This is a genomic window from Paenibacillus sp. MCAF9 (genome assembly GCF_052114265.1).
Lineage (GTDB): Bacteria > Bacillota > Bacilli > Paenibacillales > Paenibacillaceae > Pristimantibacillus.
The window spans coordinates 1-16140 of sequence record NZ_JBFREL010000054.1; the positions used below are offsets into that span (position 1 = coordinate 1).

The following is a 16140-nucleotide window of genomic DNA, read 5'->3' on the forward strand; positions in this document are numbered from 1 at the left end:
TTGAACCCGAAAGTATTTTAGGACAGATAAAGAATAACCAAGGATTCCGGCGTTTCTGCTTCGCAGCTTACCTAAGGTAAGTCTGGAGGTCGGGTGGCTTTCGCTTGCCCATAATCCTATGAAGCAAGCATAGACCAGAATAGAAAAATTGCAGTACAGGAATAGCTCTCCTGTACTGCTACCAATACTCCCGTTCAAAGCGAGCTATTCCTCAGCGAGCTTGATGCTTATGGGACAGCCCCTATATCGTTTGTTTTTGCGAATCAATTCAGCGGTTTTGGTAAATAACTATTAGGAGAAGGAATAACCCAAAAATCGATCCGCATTTTTTAGGCTTATCCATATATCCGGACTTTCGCCGCCTACGTACCAGTAAGCTAGTCCAGCAAGCTTGCTTTTTACAGCCAGCTTATACTTTTCGGTTAACGAACGCCCGTCCTCGACCCATATTTTATGCTGAATACCGTTCTTCATATATGCAGCTGTATACTGCCCGATTTTGGCGTCCCATAAAGGCCTGATTCCATATTTACTAATGAGTGCATTCTGCTCGCCTAACGAAATAAATGCAGAGGACTCTACGCTGCCGTCCTTCTTTAAATCCCAATCACGGTTATAGAAAGGCACGCCCAATATCACCTTTTGGCTTGGCACCAATTTAAGAAGCTTATTCACAGCCGCTTCATCAAAACCTATAGAGGCGTTGGAGCCCGCTTCCGAGCCGTCTCCCCAGTGCTCATCATAGCCCATCAATACGATATAATCGGCTAATTTCCCAAGCGCAGCAAAATCAAAAGCGTCTGTCCAGTCCGTTCCCCGGTCGGGGGATACATCAATCTAAAGCGTAACGTTCAAGAGCTTCATTTTTTTGGACAGCTCCGTGATGAAGGCGGTCAAAGCTGCTCGATCCTGCGGCGCAACATTTTCAAAATCAATATTGAGCCCGTCCAGCTTATACTTTGTTACGTACTCTGCAAGCTGAGAAATTGCTTTGGTGCGTAGTGTGGAACTGGATAGCAGCTTATGAGTAGCCGCTTGATCCGAGCGGTTGCCGACCATTGCCCATACCTTTTTATTATGCTGTTTCGCCCAAGTCACAAGAGACGGATCCGTGTTATCCGATATCTCTCCCGCTTCCCCTGTAAAATACCAACGCGGGGACAGGGTGTTTACATTAGAATTCAAAACCGTTTGTTCATACTGCTGCGTCGTCTGACTATACTGCCAGCCTAGCTTTATCGTTTCCTTGGGCTTAGCTGCAAGCTCAGCTGCCCAGTTCACATTTTGCAGCACCCGATGAATCATTACTGCGGTTTCTTGCCTGCTTATCGGATCGCCCGGACGGAAATTCCCCTTATCGTCACCTTTCATAAGGCCAAGAGCATTCATCGCCGCTACAGAAGAACTTGCCCAAGCAGCAATGCGGCTGTCATCGTCAAAGCTTAGCTTTACTTCCGATTTATGATCCAGCTTCTTCAATGCTCTCGTTAATAATACGGCTGCTTCCTGCCTTGTAACTGCCTTCGCAGGTGCAAACAAAGAGGCGCTGACGCCATCTGCTAAGCCAAGCTGCACAGCAGCCTGAATCCATCCGTAATACCAAGCCTTCATAGGTACGTCAGTATATGGCGATACTGGCGTCGGTACAGGCTCAAGCCCGAGCAGCCGATCCAGCACAGTGACAAACTCCGCTCTCGAGATCGATTGCTTCGGTGAGAAGCTTCGCTCCGATGTGCCCGTAATAATCTTTTTATTATACAAATCGATTATTTCCTGTTTGGCATAGCTGCTTGAAATATCATCAAAAGGCAACGTGCTTTGAGCTGCAATGGGATGAGCAACAAGTGTTATGATATATAGTAAAGTAAATGCTGCTAGAGCAAATCTAGTATAAGTATGCTTCAAGAAAGACCCTCCTCATGCGATCAATCCTCGAAGCATAACAAAATCTACTCTATAACTCATTACTAAAATATTGGTAGAAAGCATAATCAATAGTAATTAAGCCTAATCCCCTACCACAGACTAGGGTGTCAAAATAAACAATATGATAAAATAAGCGGATATAAAACGTAAGGAGATTCAGCATGCTGGAGCGAAATCATGTTTCTCATCCTACATTACAGGCTCAGCTGAGCCTGGCAGCAAGAAGTAAGCGCAAGCGAAACCGAATACTGCTGTTTATTATTTTAGCGCTAACCGCTGCTCTTTTATGGAAAGTTATTCTTTCCTTTGATCCATACTTGCCGAACAATGATCCAATTGAAGCTCCACCCGTAACGGCACTGCATCCGATCGTATTCATTAAGCAGACCGAGCTGATTGCCGAAACGAGCAAAGCCGGCATCACCATTCTCGTCACAGACGGCTTCCGTTCAAGCGAGGAGCAAAATGCGATTTATGCAAAAGGACGCACAACAGAGGGGAAAGTCGTTACGCAAGTTCAAGGCGGACACTCCTATCACAATTACGGCCTTGCTGTCGATTTTGCCCTGCGAACGAAGAAAGGCGAGGTCATATGGGACATGGAGTATGACGGCAATAAAAATGGGCGGTCCGACTGGATGGAAGTTGTTGAAATTGCCAAGCGCCTTGGCTTCTCTTGGGGAGGCGATTGGAAAAACTTCCCTGACTATCCTCATCTTCAAATGGACTTTGGTTATTCCATTAATAAGCTGCGCAAAGGGCACTATCCGCCTGTCGAGTAAATCAGCCCATTTAAAGCAAAAAAAGAGTGAAGACTTGGTTATTAAGTCTTCACTCTTTTCTAGTCTGCTTCAATTTTATTAGCAAATTCGCTTTATTACAGACCCGCAATAATTTCATATGAGCGCAATCTAGCTTGGTGATCATAAATATGTGCGGCGACCATAATCTCATCCGCCTTCGTCGCCTCAATATATTGCTTCAGCTTCGTGCGTACCGTCTCCGGTCCGCCAACAATGGAAGAGCCTAACTGCTGCATCAAGGCGATCTTCTCCTGCGCTGTCCAGACGTCATCCATATTGCGAACAGGTGCAGGCAAAGCTCCACGCGTGTTGCGAATAAAGGATAGGAACAGCTGCTGCATCGATGTTGCTAGATATTCAGCCTCTTCATCCGTATCTGCCGCAATGACATTGACCGCTACCATTCCTTTTGGCTTATCGAGAATCGCTGATGGTTTAAAGCTGCTTCTATAAAGATTCATTGCTGGAACGGTGAAATTAGGCGAGAAATGTCCTGCAAAAGCAAATGGCAGACCCAGCTGTGCAGCGAGCAAGGCGCTGAAATCGCTCGAGCCCAGCAGCCAAATCGGAATTTCTAGACCTTCGCCCGGAATCGCTCGCACTGGCATGCCCACCTCAGCACTCGACGGATCTAGAAACGCGCGCAGCTCAGCCAGCTGCTCGGGGAAGTCATGCCCATTGCTTCTTCTGTTTCCACGAAGGGCAGCTGCTGTAAGACCATCCGTTCCAGGAGCGCGGCCAAGTCCCAAATCAATACGGCCTGGAAACAACGATTCCAATGTACCGAATTGCTCAGCAATAACGAGCGGTGCATGGTTCGGCAGCATAATCCCCCCAGCGCCTACACGAATCGTGGATGTACCTGCCGCAACATGGCCAATAACAATGGATGTCGCTGAGCTGGCTATGCTTGGCGCATTGTGATGCTCCGCAAGCCAGTAACGGTTATAGCCCCATTTTTCCGCATGCTGTGCAAGATCTAATGTATTGCTAAGTGATTCGGCAACTGTGCCGCCTTCTACAATGGGAGATACATCAAGAACGGATAACGGAATATTAAAAGCCGAATTGTTATTCGTTTGTTCTGACATGACATTCACTCTTTTCTTTACGAACAGAAGCTATAGCTTCTATCAATATTATTATTGGCAAATCAACTGTACTATTACTAGATACATTTTACACGTAAAAAAGAGCGGCTGCAAATGCATCAGCTTCATGACAGGAGCGGTAATATACAGTATTCAACCATACTTACCGCTCTATCGTGAAACAGACATGATGCCTGCATAAACAGGCAAGCATTGAAAAGCATCAAATCTGCTTTTCTTTAAGCTGCTGCTGACATTTTCGAATCTTGTCCAAAGCAGTTTGAAGCGTATTTTGCTCCAAATAGGCCACGTAATGAAGCTCTGCCTCGTAAAAAAAATGATCCATCACCACTTGAATATTCGCGGATACCAGACAGTCCTCCTCTGGATTTCCTGAACACCAATGCGGCTTTAGCGTACCGCCTGATAGTGCTCGATATATTTGGGCCAGCGTAACCTCATTCGGCTCACAATTCAAAATATATCCCCCGCCGATTCCTTCCTTTGTCTTCACAAAGCCATGCTTCCGTAAGGAGCTCATAATTTTGCGAATACGTGTCGGATTCGTCGAAACGTTGCGAGCAATGGTCTCGCTGCTCGCCATATGATCAGGCAAATAAGCTAACAGCACTAAGCTGTGAACCGCAACCGTAAATTCACTATTCATTTTCACAACTCCCTCTCAAGAAGGATACTGTAATGTTATTTCATACAGTTGATAATGTCAAACCTTCCACCCTAAGAATAGCACAGAGAGAAAGACTTGGTATAGGCTTTCTCCCTGTCAAACTTTTTTGAGCAGCTTTATTTGAAGCTATCGCTGCTTATATTTTTAAAAACTTTCCCCATTGTCCTTCATCATCCACTTGCCCAACCGTTACACAATGATGACTCAATTCACCCAGATCTCCGAATAATATTCCTTCATAAAATGAAACAGCTGCTCGAGCTGCTCCAGTCCCTTCGACTCCGCCGCCTGTGCTTGCCGAAGCAGTACGATTGCACGATCCGCGGTTTCAGGGTCCTTCGGCTTGCCGCCTTCTGGGAAGGGGAATAGCTCTCTCAGCTTGCCCAGCGCCTCAGCAACTACCTCGTAATGCAGCGCTGCCTCACCCGCATGCTTGCGAACCGTTCTCTCCACAACATTTGTCCCATCCCAGCGGAATGCCAATTCGCGTAAAAAACGAGCAGCGAACTCACGCGCATCAGAAATGACAGCCACGTTATAGGCATGACCATGCTCATCCGCATTTCGCCGCTCCATCACACCAATCCATGCCCCATAACCCGATAAGCCTTGTACAAATTTATCCTCGAACACATGCGTCCATTCCTTGCCTCGCCCATGATCCACGATCATCGATAACGCCATGCGCAATATTTCGTATTTCGAGTGAGGCAGGCTTTCGCTAATCGTCGTCACGAACAACAAATCAATCTTGGAATCGGCAAATTCGGCATAACTTATCGTGCCATCCTTCGATACATCTTTTGCATGAAAGAGCTGCTTATCATCATCATAACCATAGATCAAACCGAATTCAGGTATAAACAAATCAAATGAAATGGCAGGGATGCCACGGTCGATTGACTGCTGAACGAGAGTGATAGTTCGCTCCACTTTATCCGGTGTTAACGGGAGCATAGGATCAGCCAAACAGCTCGTAAAGCCGAGATTTCCTATATTCCTCCTCAATATATATCCACCTGGGAATGAGGTTGGTCCTGCCGCATTAATACTAACGGGATCAATATTCATGCGAAAAGCATGACCGGTAAATCCCATCACATCTGTTAGCGTAAAATGTTTTTTATCCGTGTAGCTCACCGCGCCATGTATAGCAGCAGCGGCCGAGGTCCATGTTTTGGACCAATCCCTATCCAGCGTCATTATTTTCAGCTCCATTCAAGGTTTGTCATAAACGTTCTGAACCTACATAGGGGGCGGAGTGAGAATTTTCCTTCTGGGCAAACCGAGCAACGCTCTTTGCTCCACATATAAACTAATCGATATGCGAATACGCTCCTTCTGAAGCTTAACCCTTGATCTCGACAGCATATTGTATACGTTTGCAGTCGTCGTATCGAACAGCTCAGCAATCTCAGCCGGCGGCAGCTCCCCAAAAAATCTTGCTTCAAAAATGTCCCGCTCCCGCTTGTTCAAGCATCGGATCAGCGTATGAATGCTCTGGAGCGTTTCTTGGCGGATGACAGCATGCTCCGGATTTTGACCGTTGCTCGGCTCATTCATGGCTTGATCCGTTAAATGAAACAGGATGCTGTCAATATCACTCCAATCAACCGACTGACCGCTTTTGCCTGCCTCTGCTGGCATCCCCGATTGGCTCATGAAACTAACGAATGGCCGCTCCTTGCTATAGGGTCCGCCTCTCCTCAGCTTCATGTAGGCTTGATTTCGCACAATCCGGTGCAGCCAAGGAATAAACCTGCTCGCGTCTGTAAGCGTACCAAGGTGCATAAATGCACGCATCAGCGCTTCCTGCACAATGTCCTCTGCCATAAACGCATCCTTCGTCAAGCTGCCAGCGAGTCCAAGCGCCTTAGCTCGATGACGACGCACCAGCTCCCCGAAAGCTTCCTCATCGCCGGACCTTGCTCTTTCAACTAACGACTGCTCCTGTGCTTCTGCCCCTGCTCCACTGCTTAACAGAGATGGCAAATCGGGCGCCCAAACCTCCATCATTCATCCCCCTTACTAGACAGATGCCACTTACGCCAAATATCTATCAATGGATCAAAATTTTTTATAATCAAAAAAAAGCTGCCTATCAGGCAGCCTCTCCTACTCTCTAACGGTGCTGTTCAAAACGGTTTTCTTTACTTAACCTCTTGATAGTCTCCAGCTCAGCGGGAGATAGCTGAAGAGCTTCACTTGCCGCTATATTATGCAGCAGCTGTTCTAACGAGCTCGCGCCAGGAATAACAGCAGCTACAGCAGGGCTGGCTAAAGCATACCGAATTGCTGTATGCGCCAAATCACGAGAGCCTTCTCCCATCTCTAGCAAAACGTCTCGCAAAGACGACAGCTCCTCTTTGTCATAATCCAAATAACCCTTTTCCGCCTTGGCAGCTCCATTATCGGTTAAAATCCCTTTTGCCACCGGACCTCGAGCGATTAAACTAATGCCCTTCTCTTCTAACAAAGGCAATATTTGCTCTTCAGGCCTTCTGTCCAAAATACTATACTGGCTCATCACACTGACGATATTTGAACGCTCCACATATTCTCGAATAACATTTGGACGAATGGAAGAAATGCCGTAATAGCGAATGAGTCCCTCTTGCTTAAGCTCCTCAAATGCTTCAATCGTCTCCGATATGGGATCATCCAGTGTGCCTCCATGCAGCTGATACAAATCGATATAATCTGTTTGGAGCCTTCGCAAGCTGTCTTTTACAGCCGACTTAATATAAGCTTTCGACGGGTCCCACGACCAGCCCGCTTTTCCCTTCTCCCAACGATTGCCGACCTTCGTCGCAAGCACAATATCTGCCCGCTTTCCCTTTATAGCCTCGCCGATTATTTCCTCATTAAGACCCTCATCATAAAGATCAGCCGTATCTAGAAAATTAATGCCCTTCTCGATCGCTTCATGTACTAAGACTGTCGCTTTTACTTTATCTGTCCCTAGTGACATGCAGCCAAGGCCGATCTCACTTATGTAGAGCTCTGATTTTCCGAGACGATTGTGCTTCATGCTTGAACGCTCCTTTTCCTTAACCGATAATTTAGCCGCTTCATTATTCATTTATGATATTACTTTTGGGCTAAGGGAGCAACAAAAATGGTGCCACTATTAACACTTTAAGGAAATCTGATCTAATATGCCATGAAGCAGCGATAGAGACTGCTCAGTGCGCGCGAATTGACTACGTATCTGTTCAGCTGATTGAATGTATGGCGCCTGAATAAGCTCTGAAGACCAGTGTGCAAACATAGATTCCATGCATGCAGCTGTCGTCTCCAAATGAAATTGCAGTCCCATGACATGCTCACCATAAGCGAATGCCTGCACCTTACATGCCTCTGAAGAAGCGAGGAGCCGCGTCTCCTGCGGCAAGTCGAAGGTATCGCCATGCCACTGAAACGAAATAAATTGCTCAGGCATGCCGCAGAGCCAAGGATGCTGCTCCTTCGTACGGTTAATCGAATGCCAGCCTATTTCTTTATGCGTATTTCGGTATACTCGGCTTCCCAGCAGCTCAGCTATCATTTGAGCGCCAAAGCAGATGCCCAGCACTTTTTTGCCAAGCTGAATGGCTTGCCGTACGAACTGCTTCTCTGCCGTAAGCCAAGGATATTTCTCCTCTTCATAGACGCTCATTGGCCCGCCGCATATAACAAGCAAATCCATATCGTCAAGCCATTTGGCATCAATCTCAAGAGCAGGATTCTTAACATCCAAGCGATGTCCTCCAAGGCTGGCCCATGAACGAAACGCATAATCATCATCAAAAGCGAAGTGTTTAAAAGCTATTATATTCATCATTCATTCCCCATCCTTGGCCGCATATGACCTGTAATGTGCTTAATTATAGTCTCAATATTTAGTATCGTTAATATCACTTTCCTGAATAGTGGGAAGACATCAATAAAAAAACAACTAGTTCCCTAACCCATATCATGGTACATTTCCAGTAGCATACTTATAAACTTAAATGTGAGTACCGCAATACGTAATGAAAGGATGGAACATATGGGGAAAAAGATATTAAAAACAATTGGCACGCTTGTCCTACTCGCAGTTGCGATAGCGGGAGGGTTTTTACTGTATATTACTTTATCCGATTATAAACCCGCAGAAGTTATCGAGATTATGTCAGAAAATAATAAAGAGCAACTCATCGAGCAAGGCGTTCCATTTACAGTTACGACCTTCAATATCGGTTATGCTGGCTTGGACAAAAAACAAGATTTTTTTATGGATGGAGGTAAAAAATCACGTTCCAGCAGCAAAAATCAAACGATTTCCAATCTAGACTCCATTTCGTCCTTTATGAAAATAAACCAGTCCAATTTTTATTTGCTTCAGGAAGTCGATGCCCGCTCGTCAAGAAGCTACCATATTAATGAAATAGACTATTTGGCAAAACCTTTGGAAGATTACGGCTATGCATTTGCTTATAACTATAAAGTGGCATGGGTTCCCGTTCCGATTTTTAATCCAATGGGCTCCGTTCAGAGCGGCCTTCTAACCTTCTCAACATTTAAGAACAAAAGCAATCAGCGATATGATCTTCCAGGCAAAGAGAGCTGGCCGATACAGCAGCTTGAATTGGATCGTGCCTTTATAGAAAGCAGATTTGAGGTCAATAACGGCAAAGAGCTTATTGTTATCAATCTTCATTTATCTGCCTTTGATGAGGGCGGCAAAATCCGCAAGCAGCAATTGGATTATTTAGCCGCTTTTTTAGAGAAGGAGAATGGCAAGGGCAATTATATTATTGTAGGCGGAGATTGGAACCATGCCCTGCCCGGCACTACCCCTGATCGATTCGAAACGACACAGGCATGGCCAGAATGGCTTCAGCAGTTTCCTGAGGATTTCAAACCAAGCGGCTTCAAGTGGATGGTTGACGACAGCATCGCTACTGTACGCACATTAGATATTGCATACACGGAAGGCGTTAATTTCAGAGCCGTAATAGATGGTTTTCTCGTTTCTTCAAACGTAGATAAAATTCGGCTGCAAAGTACAGATTTAGCATTTGAACACAGCGACCATAATCCGGTAACCGCTGAGTTTATTTTACGATAAAGCAAAGAGCCCCGATTTTTCGTAATCGGGGCTCTTTTGTAATTAATGATCATTGAGCTGATATTTAATTACTTGACGCTAGATTTCAAGCTGGCAGGTTGTTTAAATGCGAGCAGCTTGCCTTTTGCCTGAACCACAATCATTCCGCTCTCAAGCAGCGTCTCTCCAAACTCTCTTTCATTTGTTTTTAATTGTACAATTGGCGCTGCTGTATCTAAATGGATAGCTGATATCGTTCCATCCGTTTGCGCCACATATATCCCTTTACCAATTAAATCAAAACGTGCGATGAGGCCTGTTACACCAGCATTATAATCCACAGTCGTTTTGTTAATTAATTTAACCCCATATATCCCGCGGCCATTCGTATAAATCAATTTCCCCTCATATGGCCCAGCCGCATATTCAAATCCTGGCGCGTAAACAACAGGCTTATACACCTTGGGCTCTATTTTGCTCGGATCAGCATTGAGAGGGTAACTATACACCTCAGAGTTAAAATTGACGAATACGTTGTCCCCGTTAATCCAAGCGTCTCCTTCATTGCCTGATTCTCCTTTATTTAAGTCAATCTTTAGAGGATTATATTGTTTGCTGTTAAGTACTTTGCCCGTCTTGATATCTAGGGTATCAAGTGTAGTTAATGGAGCAGCCTCAAACAGGTTAACGAGCTTCTGCGCAGTTAGAGTTCCATCCTTTGCACCAATAGGAAAGTTGTAATGTGCAGCTTCCCAAACCCTTTTCCCTGTCTTGCGATTAAAAGCATGAAGGAGCGAGTAAGTGTAAGCACCCGATAGCTCATTTTCTCCGATTATAAAATCGCCATGAAACAGTATCTTTGTGTGCAGCGGCTCTTTGTAATTGTCACGCCACTGAAATTTACCATCCTTTATGCTGTAAGCTTGAATGTCTCCATTAAAGGTGAACAGCTGATCGCCATACGGAATAATATCATGAATGTTATTAGCGTTCACGGTAGCCACCCATACTTTCTTGCCTGAGGACGCCTTAATAGCGTGAACACGGCCTCCGCTCGAATTAACGTACAGTTGGCCTTCCTTATATACGACAGGAGCTTTGAGCTGACTGCCATACTCCCAAAGTTTTTTCCCATTCTGAATAGTAACAGCTATCACTTTTCCCTTTAGCAAATAAAAGGCTTTACCTTCACCTGTCGCTGCTATACCTTCGTAGTTCAATGACCATTGCGGTTTAATAATTGGAGCAGCTATCTCCGTTTCCTTGTTATCTCCCACATAGGAAGTGCGTGAATCAAATGATGCAGATACAACAGAACTCATTAATAGTAGAGAACAGCATGCCATCATAACGCCTCGCGATAAAGCTGTTTTCCAGTTTCTCATTTCACACCTTCTTATCTCTAAATTTCATCACCCAACTTACATAACGTATAATAATTGTAAAATGTTTCTAATAAATCCGTGTTGTCTTCACACTAAAAAGACCAGTCAAGGATAAATCCCTGCTGGTCATTAAATATGAATACTATTCATCCTGCGGAAACGGTTTTCTGCCCATAAACCCGTCATGTAAACCATGATAATGGCTAACCTCAGCTTCGCCTTCCTTCCAGCAAATCAGAATATCCTCATTACCCAGCACCGCTGGAAAGTCAATTAAACCAGGAGTAATCATTTTCAACTGCACGCCTTTTCGCGAGAAGTTTTCAATTAACAGGTCTACCTCCATCTTCATAAATTCCAGCTGGCTTTCCCTCTCAAAGAAAGGGTCCTCACTGCCTTCAATAGCAGCAAAAACTTGTTCATAAGCAGCCTTCTCTTTCTGATAACTTATATATAAATCTTCAAATTGCGCCGTAATGTGTTGAAGCTTCCGTAAATCCTCTTGCAACTGCGGCAGCATCTCGTTCGCTTCGCTCAGCGTGAAGGTTTTGTTCCCCATCCCGTAAACACTCCCTGTCTGATGATAATCATTTATTTCATTCCATAATAAGTATCCTACACTCTCTTTCAAGCTCCGTAAAGGAATGGGTTCTAGAAAAGAGTTGGAATCTGCTCCTCTTTTGACGAAAGAGCAAGGTTCTGTCTTCCCTCGAACGATCGAAGATACCTATTCATGGTTGAAAAATAAGCCTATATAGTGCTGTTCTTTTTCTTCAAAATTCTTTGCCTCTTACTTTCGCAAACACCATCGTATCCCGCAGAATACCGTTGACATCGCATTTTTCATTTCGGAGTATGCCTTCTAATGTGAATCCCAGCCGCTCCGCAACTCGTGCGCTTCGATAATTCCTACCATCACAACGTATTTCAATGCGATTGGCTTCTAGCTCATTTATTGCAAATGTTGAAATTGCATTCGTCGCTTCCGTTATAAGTCCGTTGCCGCAAAATGCTGTACGCGCCCAATACCCGATTTCAAATTTTCGCGCTTGCCAATTTATGCGATGAAGACCGCTGCTTCCTATCAACTGACCAGTATCCTTTAAAAAAAGCAGCAGCATGAGGTCTGAACGATCCATATACTTGGACCGTGACTTCCTGATGACAACTTCAGATTCTTGAATCGTAGGCATCGCTTGAGCCCATGGCATCCAAGGCTTGAGCTCATTTTCACTTTCTCTAACGGCCTCATTCAGCTTCGCTCCGTCCCCCCATTGGGGCGCGCGGATAAGAAGACGGCTGCTTTCAAAACTCTCTGGAATGGATAACAGCAACGGGTTGTTATTATAATGGCTCATCCTAACGCACCTCCAAGCATGGCTTTCTTTCAGCTGAATATTATAATCGTCTGCCTTTTTCATCTAAATGAATATCTAAAGCTTTGATCGTTCTTATTAAAACTTTAATGAGTAAATATAGACAATAAATACCCATAAGCGCTACGACACCATACACAATAAACAATACTATTGGAAATATTCCAAAAATAATACCTGATGACATGCCGTCCATTACCTCATATCCCCCTTATGTATTTATTTTAACGAACAGAAAAGTTCAGTTACGTATTAACTTACAGATATTAACTGTAAAATGCAATCATCGCTGCGATCATTTTTATTTCATTTCTCAGCCCGAGTATGCGACCATCGAAGTTGGCGAACTGCAGTTCGCTCTGGCAGAACGGCGTGTGTTCTTGCGTGCGGATGAAGTTGAAATTACGCTAAAAGAAATTAAACTGCTGCATACCTTGATCGAGCAGTCAAATCGGGCATTTGCCCGAGATGAACTGCTTACATTGGTTTGGGGAGATAATTATTACGGGAGCGACCGGGCGATCGACGATCTCGTAAAGCGGCTGCGCAGAAAAATAAAACACCTTCCGATCGATACCGTATGGGGACACGGCTATCGTCTTCGAATGGAAAGGACTGAGCAATAATATGATAATGATATACCAGCTTCATCTCTCATTTGCGTTGCTGTTGCTATGTGTTTTGGCGATTACTGCGGTTCTGATTTATCCGCTGCTGCTGGATAGCGCCGTTATGGCAATGCCGCTTATTGTGAAAATCCTTGTTTATTTGCCATACTTACGTAGCACAATAAAAAAAGGAGGAAGCATGCTCGCTTCCCCCTAACACTATGAATTATTGCAAATCAAAAACAGCGAGTACATCGTCGATTTTCATACTGTCTGCTGTAGGTCCATTCAACATCCAGTGTCTGGATGACATCTTGTACACATGCCCTTGCTTAACTGCAGGAATAGACTTCCATACTTTCAGATCCTCTACTACATTCATTTCCTGTAAAGCAGCCTGCGCTTCGTCCTCAGAATCAAACGAGCCGCCGACCGTGACAAATAAATAGTCCGCAGTCAAATTAGACAGTGTCTCAAGTGATGCTTCTATCCCCCAAGTGCCTTCTTCCTCTTTACTTTGCAAATTTTCCAACATCGGTTCAAGAGTTAAGCCTAAATCTTTGTACGCGATGTTAGTATAGGAGAATGCCGGGAAAAACAGTTGAACATCCTTCTCCGATGGTCGAATAAAAGCTAAAGTTCGATCCGTCCCTATTTTCGCAACGATAGCCTCTTTAGCCTTAAGCAGCTTTTCCTCGTAATCTTGAATGACCAACTGGGCTTTCTCTTCGAGATCAATTGCCTTACCGATAGCGGCTATGGATGTCTTCCAGTCGCTGCGATCATAGACAATAGTTGGAGCAATTTTACTTAGCTGCTCATACGATTCAGTATCCGAGGCCAAAAGATTGGCAATAATCAAATCAGGTTTTGAGCTGAGAATAGACTCATAATTTAAACCGCCTGGCGTGTAGACTGATGGAATCTTTTTTGCTTGCAGCGTATCATACAAGTACTGCCCCTTCATGGATTGGGCATGAACCATCGGCGCATCAAGCGCAAGCATAATGTCCTCGAGCCCGTTCACGGCTATGCGCTGCGGATTGATTGGAATTTCGCTTTCTCCCATCATATGCTTAACCAGCTTTGTCTGCTGTTGCTCCTGTGCGACCGTTGCTGGAGAGCCAGCTGTAGCAGATGGTTCATTGGAACTTGTTGAAGCCCCGCAACCACTGAATAACAAAGTCATGCAGAGCAGCATCACTGCGCCTACTGATAGTTTCAAATCTTTGTACATCGATAAATCTCCCTCTTTTCCATAATGAGAATCATTATCATTATAGCCCTGACCTTTGCGTGGGACAATAGCTTGTCCTGAACTATTAAATGGACTTTTCTGAACCGATTTCTCTGCTGCCAGTGATCTAAAGCGCAGCGGTGATGTGCCGGTTTGTTTTTTGAACACGCGGCTGAAATAGTAGACATCCAAATATCCTATGCTCAACGAAATTTCTTGCAGAGATGCCTTCGTTTCTTTCAATAGCCTGCTGGCGTGTTCAATGCGAACTTGGATCAAATATTCATTAGGCGTTGCTCCTAGCTGTTTTTTGAACACTCGAGTCAAATAGCTGGAGCTGCAACCAAGCAGCTCGGCCAGACCCTCTACCGTAAATGCATCCGAATAGCTGGTCTCTATGTAGCGTGTAGCTTGTGTCACAAGGTCAGCTCGTATCTCCCCAAGCTCCTGCCCAGCCATCTGACCAAGTAATTCATGTACAAATTGATAAAGAACGCCTTTGGCATACAGCTTGTCGAGCGGCGTAAGCTTGCGCCAGCTTTGTTCCATAATCTCGAATTTTGAATGAAGGGCAAGCGGAGCATGAGGCGTGAATCCATATTGAATGTGGAAAGGACTGCTGCGTTTTAACAATCGATCCAAGTAGCGGTTGCCAGGGACAGCTAAAAAAGCCTTGTACATAATAAGATCATATTCGAGGCGATCCCCTGAGGAGATAATGTCCAGGCTCATGCCTTTTCTGCCATGAAGCAAATGAAAGCCATCGACGGCATAACCAACACCGTCCAGCATCACCCGCCCACGTCCGTATGTCACCCACAGAAAAGCATTGGATGGAAGCTTGTAACCGCGAAGCTCGTCTCCATGTGCCAACGACTGATGTCTAATGTCGAGCAGCTTGACATTGGCTTCATTCCACAGCAATAGATGTTCATTCCAATCCATACCAATCACTTCCTGATACTAAAAAATATGGCCTATTTAATGAGGCTGTATCTCATTATAGTTGAAAACGATTCTCATAACTAGTGTTTTGTATGACCACGTATCCAGTGGTTTTAACTATAGTTAATTTCATTTGGAGTATATTTCGAAGCTATCATCGGCTCTTGCTATTAAAGGGGGGTTAACGCTATACAAAAAAAGCTCATTAGATAAAATATCTAATGAACTATCGTTTATACAATATGGTGCCGATGAGAGGACTCGAACCTCCACGGTTTCCCTCACGATTTTGAGTCGCGCGCGTCTGCCATTCCGCCACATCGGCATTTSAGTAAAGATGGCGTGCCCTAAGAGATTCGAACTCCTGGCCTTTTGATTCGTAGTCAAACGCTCTATCCAGCTGAGCTAAGGGCACATTTTATAAAATTGTAATGGAGGCGCCACCYAGACTCGAACTRGGGGTAGAGCTTTTGCAGAGCTCTGCCTTACCACTTGGCTATGGCGCCAACTTAAATGGAGCGGAAGACGGGAATCGAACCCGCGACCCTCGCCTTGGCAAGGCGATGCTCTACCGCTGAGCCACTTCCGCAWMTAAATGGCTGGGGATTCAGGGATCGAACCTGAGAATGACGGAGTCAAAGTCCGTTGCCTTACCGCTTGGCTAATCCCCAACAAAAAAATGCCATACTACTTTTAAAAAATGGGGCGATCGAGGGGAATTGAACCCCCGAGTGTCGGATCCACAAACCGATGCGTTAACCACTTCGCCACGACCGCCATAAATAAAATCAGGTGCTGGACAAAAAAGAAAACCCACTTTTGTGGGTCGTCTGCTAATGCACGCATTAGCAAGTTGCGCCCTGAAAACTGGATACGAAAGATTAGGCTTGCTGAAGCCTTTATGCTGCTGTCTACTGGATGTATGGGTCGCAGTAAACGTGTTTAGGATAAGCCCTCGACCGATTAGTATTCGTCAGCTACACACATTGCTGTGCTTCCACCCCGAACCT

General features: G+C 45.0%; 14 protein-coding genes, 6 tRNA genes and 2 pseudogenes. 4 read left to right on the top strand and 18 right to left on the bottom strand.

What is annotated here, in order from left to right; translation table 11 throughout:
* Window positions 1-133: pseudogene (locus AB4Z45_RS32275) on the top strand (transposase); the annotation flags it as partial.
* Between the two features lie 158 nt (window positions 134-291).
* Here AB4Z45_RS32275 and AB4Z45_RS32280 read toward each other — a convergent pair.
* Window positions 292-1905, bottom strand: a pseudogene (locus tag AB4Z45_RS32280) (S-layer homology domain-containing protein).
* Window positions 1906-2087: 182 nt separating this feature from the next.
* Here AB4Z45_RS32280 and AB4Z45_RS32285 point away from each other — a divergent pair.
* Complete coding sequence (locus AB4Z45_RS32285) at window positions 2088-2708, top strand: M15 family metallopeptidase (protein WP_441913704.1); 621 nt, start codon at window positions 2088-2090, stop codon at window positions 2706-2708.
* A 95-nt stretch (window positions 2709-2803) separates the two neighbouring features.
* Here the strand turns inward: AB4Z45_RS32285 and AB4Z45_RS32290 are convergent, their stop codons facing one another.
* From AB4Z45_RS32290 to AB4Z45_RS32315, 6 genes are all read right to left on the bottom strand, one after another.
* Window positions 2804-3820, bottom strand: coding sequence for an LLM class flavin-dependent oxidoreductase (locus AB4Z45_RS32290; RefSeq protein WP_441913706.1), 1017 nt, complete (start codon window positions 3818-3820; stop codon window positions 2804-2806).
* A 223-nt stretch (window positions 3821-4043) separates the two neighbouring features.
* On the bottom strand, window positions 4044-4487 hold the full coding sequence (locus tag AB4Z45_RS32295; protein ID WP_441913708.1) for an RrF2 family transcriptional regulator: 444 nt from the start codon (window positions 4485-4487) through the stop codon (window positions 4044-4046).
* Window positions 4488-4712: 225 nt separating this feature from the next.
* A complete protein-coding gene (locus AB4Z45_RS32300; RefSeq protein ID WP_441913710.1) occupies window positions 4713-5711 on the bottom strand; it encodes a hypothetical protein in 999 nt (332 codons plus the stop codon).
* Window positions 5712-5753: 42 nt separating this feature from the next.
* Entirely contained in the window at window positions 5754-6524 is a 771-nt protein-coding gene (locus tag AB4Z45_RS32305) for an RNA polymerase sigma factor (protein ID WP_441913712.1), read from the bottom strand.
* Window positions 6525-6630: 106 nt separating this feature from the next.
* A complete protein-coding gene (locus tag AB4Z45_RS32310) occupies window positions 6631-7539 on the bottom strand; it encodes an aldo/keto reductase (protein WP_441913714.1) in 909 nt (302 codons plus the stop codon).
* Between the two features lie 99 nt (window positions 7540-7638).
* Window positions 7639-8331, bottom strand: coding sequence for a type 1 glutamine amidotransferase (locus tag AB4Z45_RS32315; protein WP_441913716.1), 693 nt, complete (start codon window positions 8329-8331; stop codon window positions 7639-7641).
* Between the two features lie 207 nt (window positions 8332-8538).
* Between AB4Z45_RS32315 and AB4Z45_RS32320 the strand changes: the two genes are divergently transcribed.
* Window positions 8539-9600, top strand: coding sequence for an endonuclease/exonuclease/phosphatase family protein (locus AB4Z45_RS32320; RefSeq protein WP_441913718.1), 1062 nt, complete (start codon window positions 8539-8541; stop codon window positions 9598-9600).
* Window positions 9601-9668: 68 nt separating this feature from the next.
* Here AB4Z45_RS32320 and AB4Z45_RS32325 read toward each other — a convergent pair whose 3' ends face one another.
* The 4 genes from AB4Z45_RS32325 to AB4Z45_RS32340 all read right to left on the bottom strand — a co-directional run bounded on the left by AB4Z45_RS32325 (window position 9669) and on the right by AB4Z45_RS32340 (window position 12536).
* A complete protein-coding gene (locus tag AB4Z45_RS32325) occupies window positions 9669-10964 on the bottom strand; it encodes a PQQ-binding-like beta-propeller repeat protein (protein WP_441913720.1) in 1296 nt (431 codons plus the stop codon).
* A gap of 142 nt (window positions 10965-11106) precedes the next feature.
* Window positions 11107-11523 carry a DUF2203 domain-containing protein gene (locus tag AB4Z45_RS32330; protein WP_441913722.1) on the bottom strand — a complete coding sequence of 139 codons (417 nt, stop codon included), beginning with the start codon at window positions 11521-11523 and terminating at the stop codon, window positions 11107-11109.
* Between the two features lie 214 nt (window positions 11524-11737).
* The gene (locus AB4Z45_RS32335; protein WP_441913724.1) at window positions 11738-12322 is read right to left on the bottom strand and encodes a GNAT family N-acetyltransferase; all 585 of its coding nucleotides are present in this window, start codon (window positions 12320-12322) and stop codon (window positions 11738-11740) included.
* 40 nt (window positions 12323-12362) lie between these two features.
* Window positions 12363-12536: a hypothetical protein gene (locus tag AB4Z45_RS32340; RefSeq protein WP_441913726.1), complete on the bottom strand. Its 174-nt coding sequence runs from the start codon at window positions 12534-12536 to the stop codon at window positions 12363-12365.
* A gap of 184 nt (window positions 12537-12720) precedes the next feature.
* Between AB4Z45_RS32340 and AB4Z45_RS32345 the strand changes: the two genes are divergently transcribed.
* Window positions 12721-12966 (top strand): winged helix-turn-helix domain-containing protein, encoded by a 246-nt coding sequence (locus AB4Z45_RS32345; protein WP_441913728.1) that lies wholly within the window; start codon window positions 12721-12723, stop codon window positions 12964-12966.
* 208 nt (window positions 12967-13174) lie between these two features.
* Here AB4Z45_RS32345 and AB4Z45_RS32350 read toward each other — a convergent pair whose 3' ends face one another.
* The 7 genes from AB4Z45_RS32350 to AB4Z45_RS32380 all read right to left on the bottom strand — a co-directional run bounded on the left by AB4Z45_RS32350 (window position 13175) and on the right by AB4Z45_RS32380 (window position 15907).
* On the bottom strand, window positions 13175-15130 hold the full coding sequence (locus AB4Z45_RS32350) for a helix-turn-helix domain-containing protein (protein WP_441913730.1): 1956 nt from the start codon (window positions 15128-15130) through the stop codon (window positions 13175-13177).
* 243 nt (window positions 15131-15373) lie between these two features.
* A tRNA-Leu gene (locus AB4Z45_RS32355) sits at window positions 15374-15455 on the bottom strand.
* Between the two features lie 13 nt (window positions 15456-15468).
* Window positions 15469-15545 (bottom strand) — tRNA-Arg (locus tag AB4Z45_RS32360).
* A 17-nt stretch (window positions 15546-15562) separates the two neighbouring features.
* Window positions 15563-15636: transfer RNA gene (locus AB4Z45_RS32365), tRNA-Cys, on the bottom strand.
* A gap of 8 nt (window positions 15637-15644) precedes the next feature.
* Window positions 15645-15719: transfer RNA gene (locus tag AB4Z45_RS32370), tRNA-Gly, on the bottom strand.
* 7 nt (window positions 15720-15726) lie between these two features.
* Window positions 15727-15801, bottom strand: a tRNA-Gln gene (locus AB4Z45_RS32375).
* Window positions 15802-15831: 30 nt separating this feature from the next.
* Window positions 15832-15907: transfer RNA gene (locus AB4Z45_RS32380), tRNA-His, on the bottom strand.
* Window positions 15908-16140: the final 233 nt, after the last annotated feature.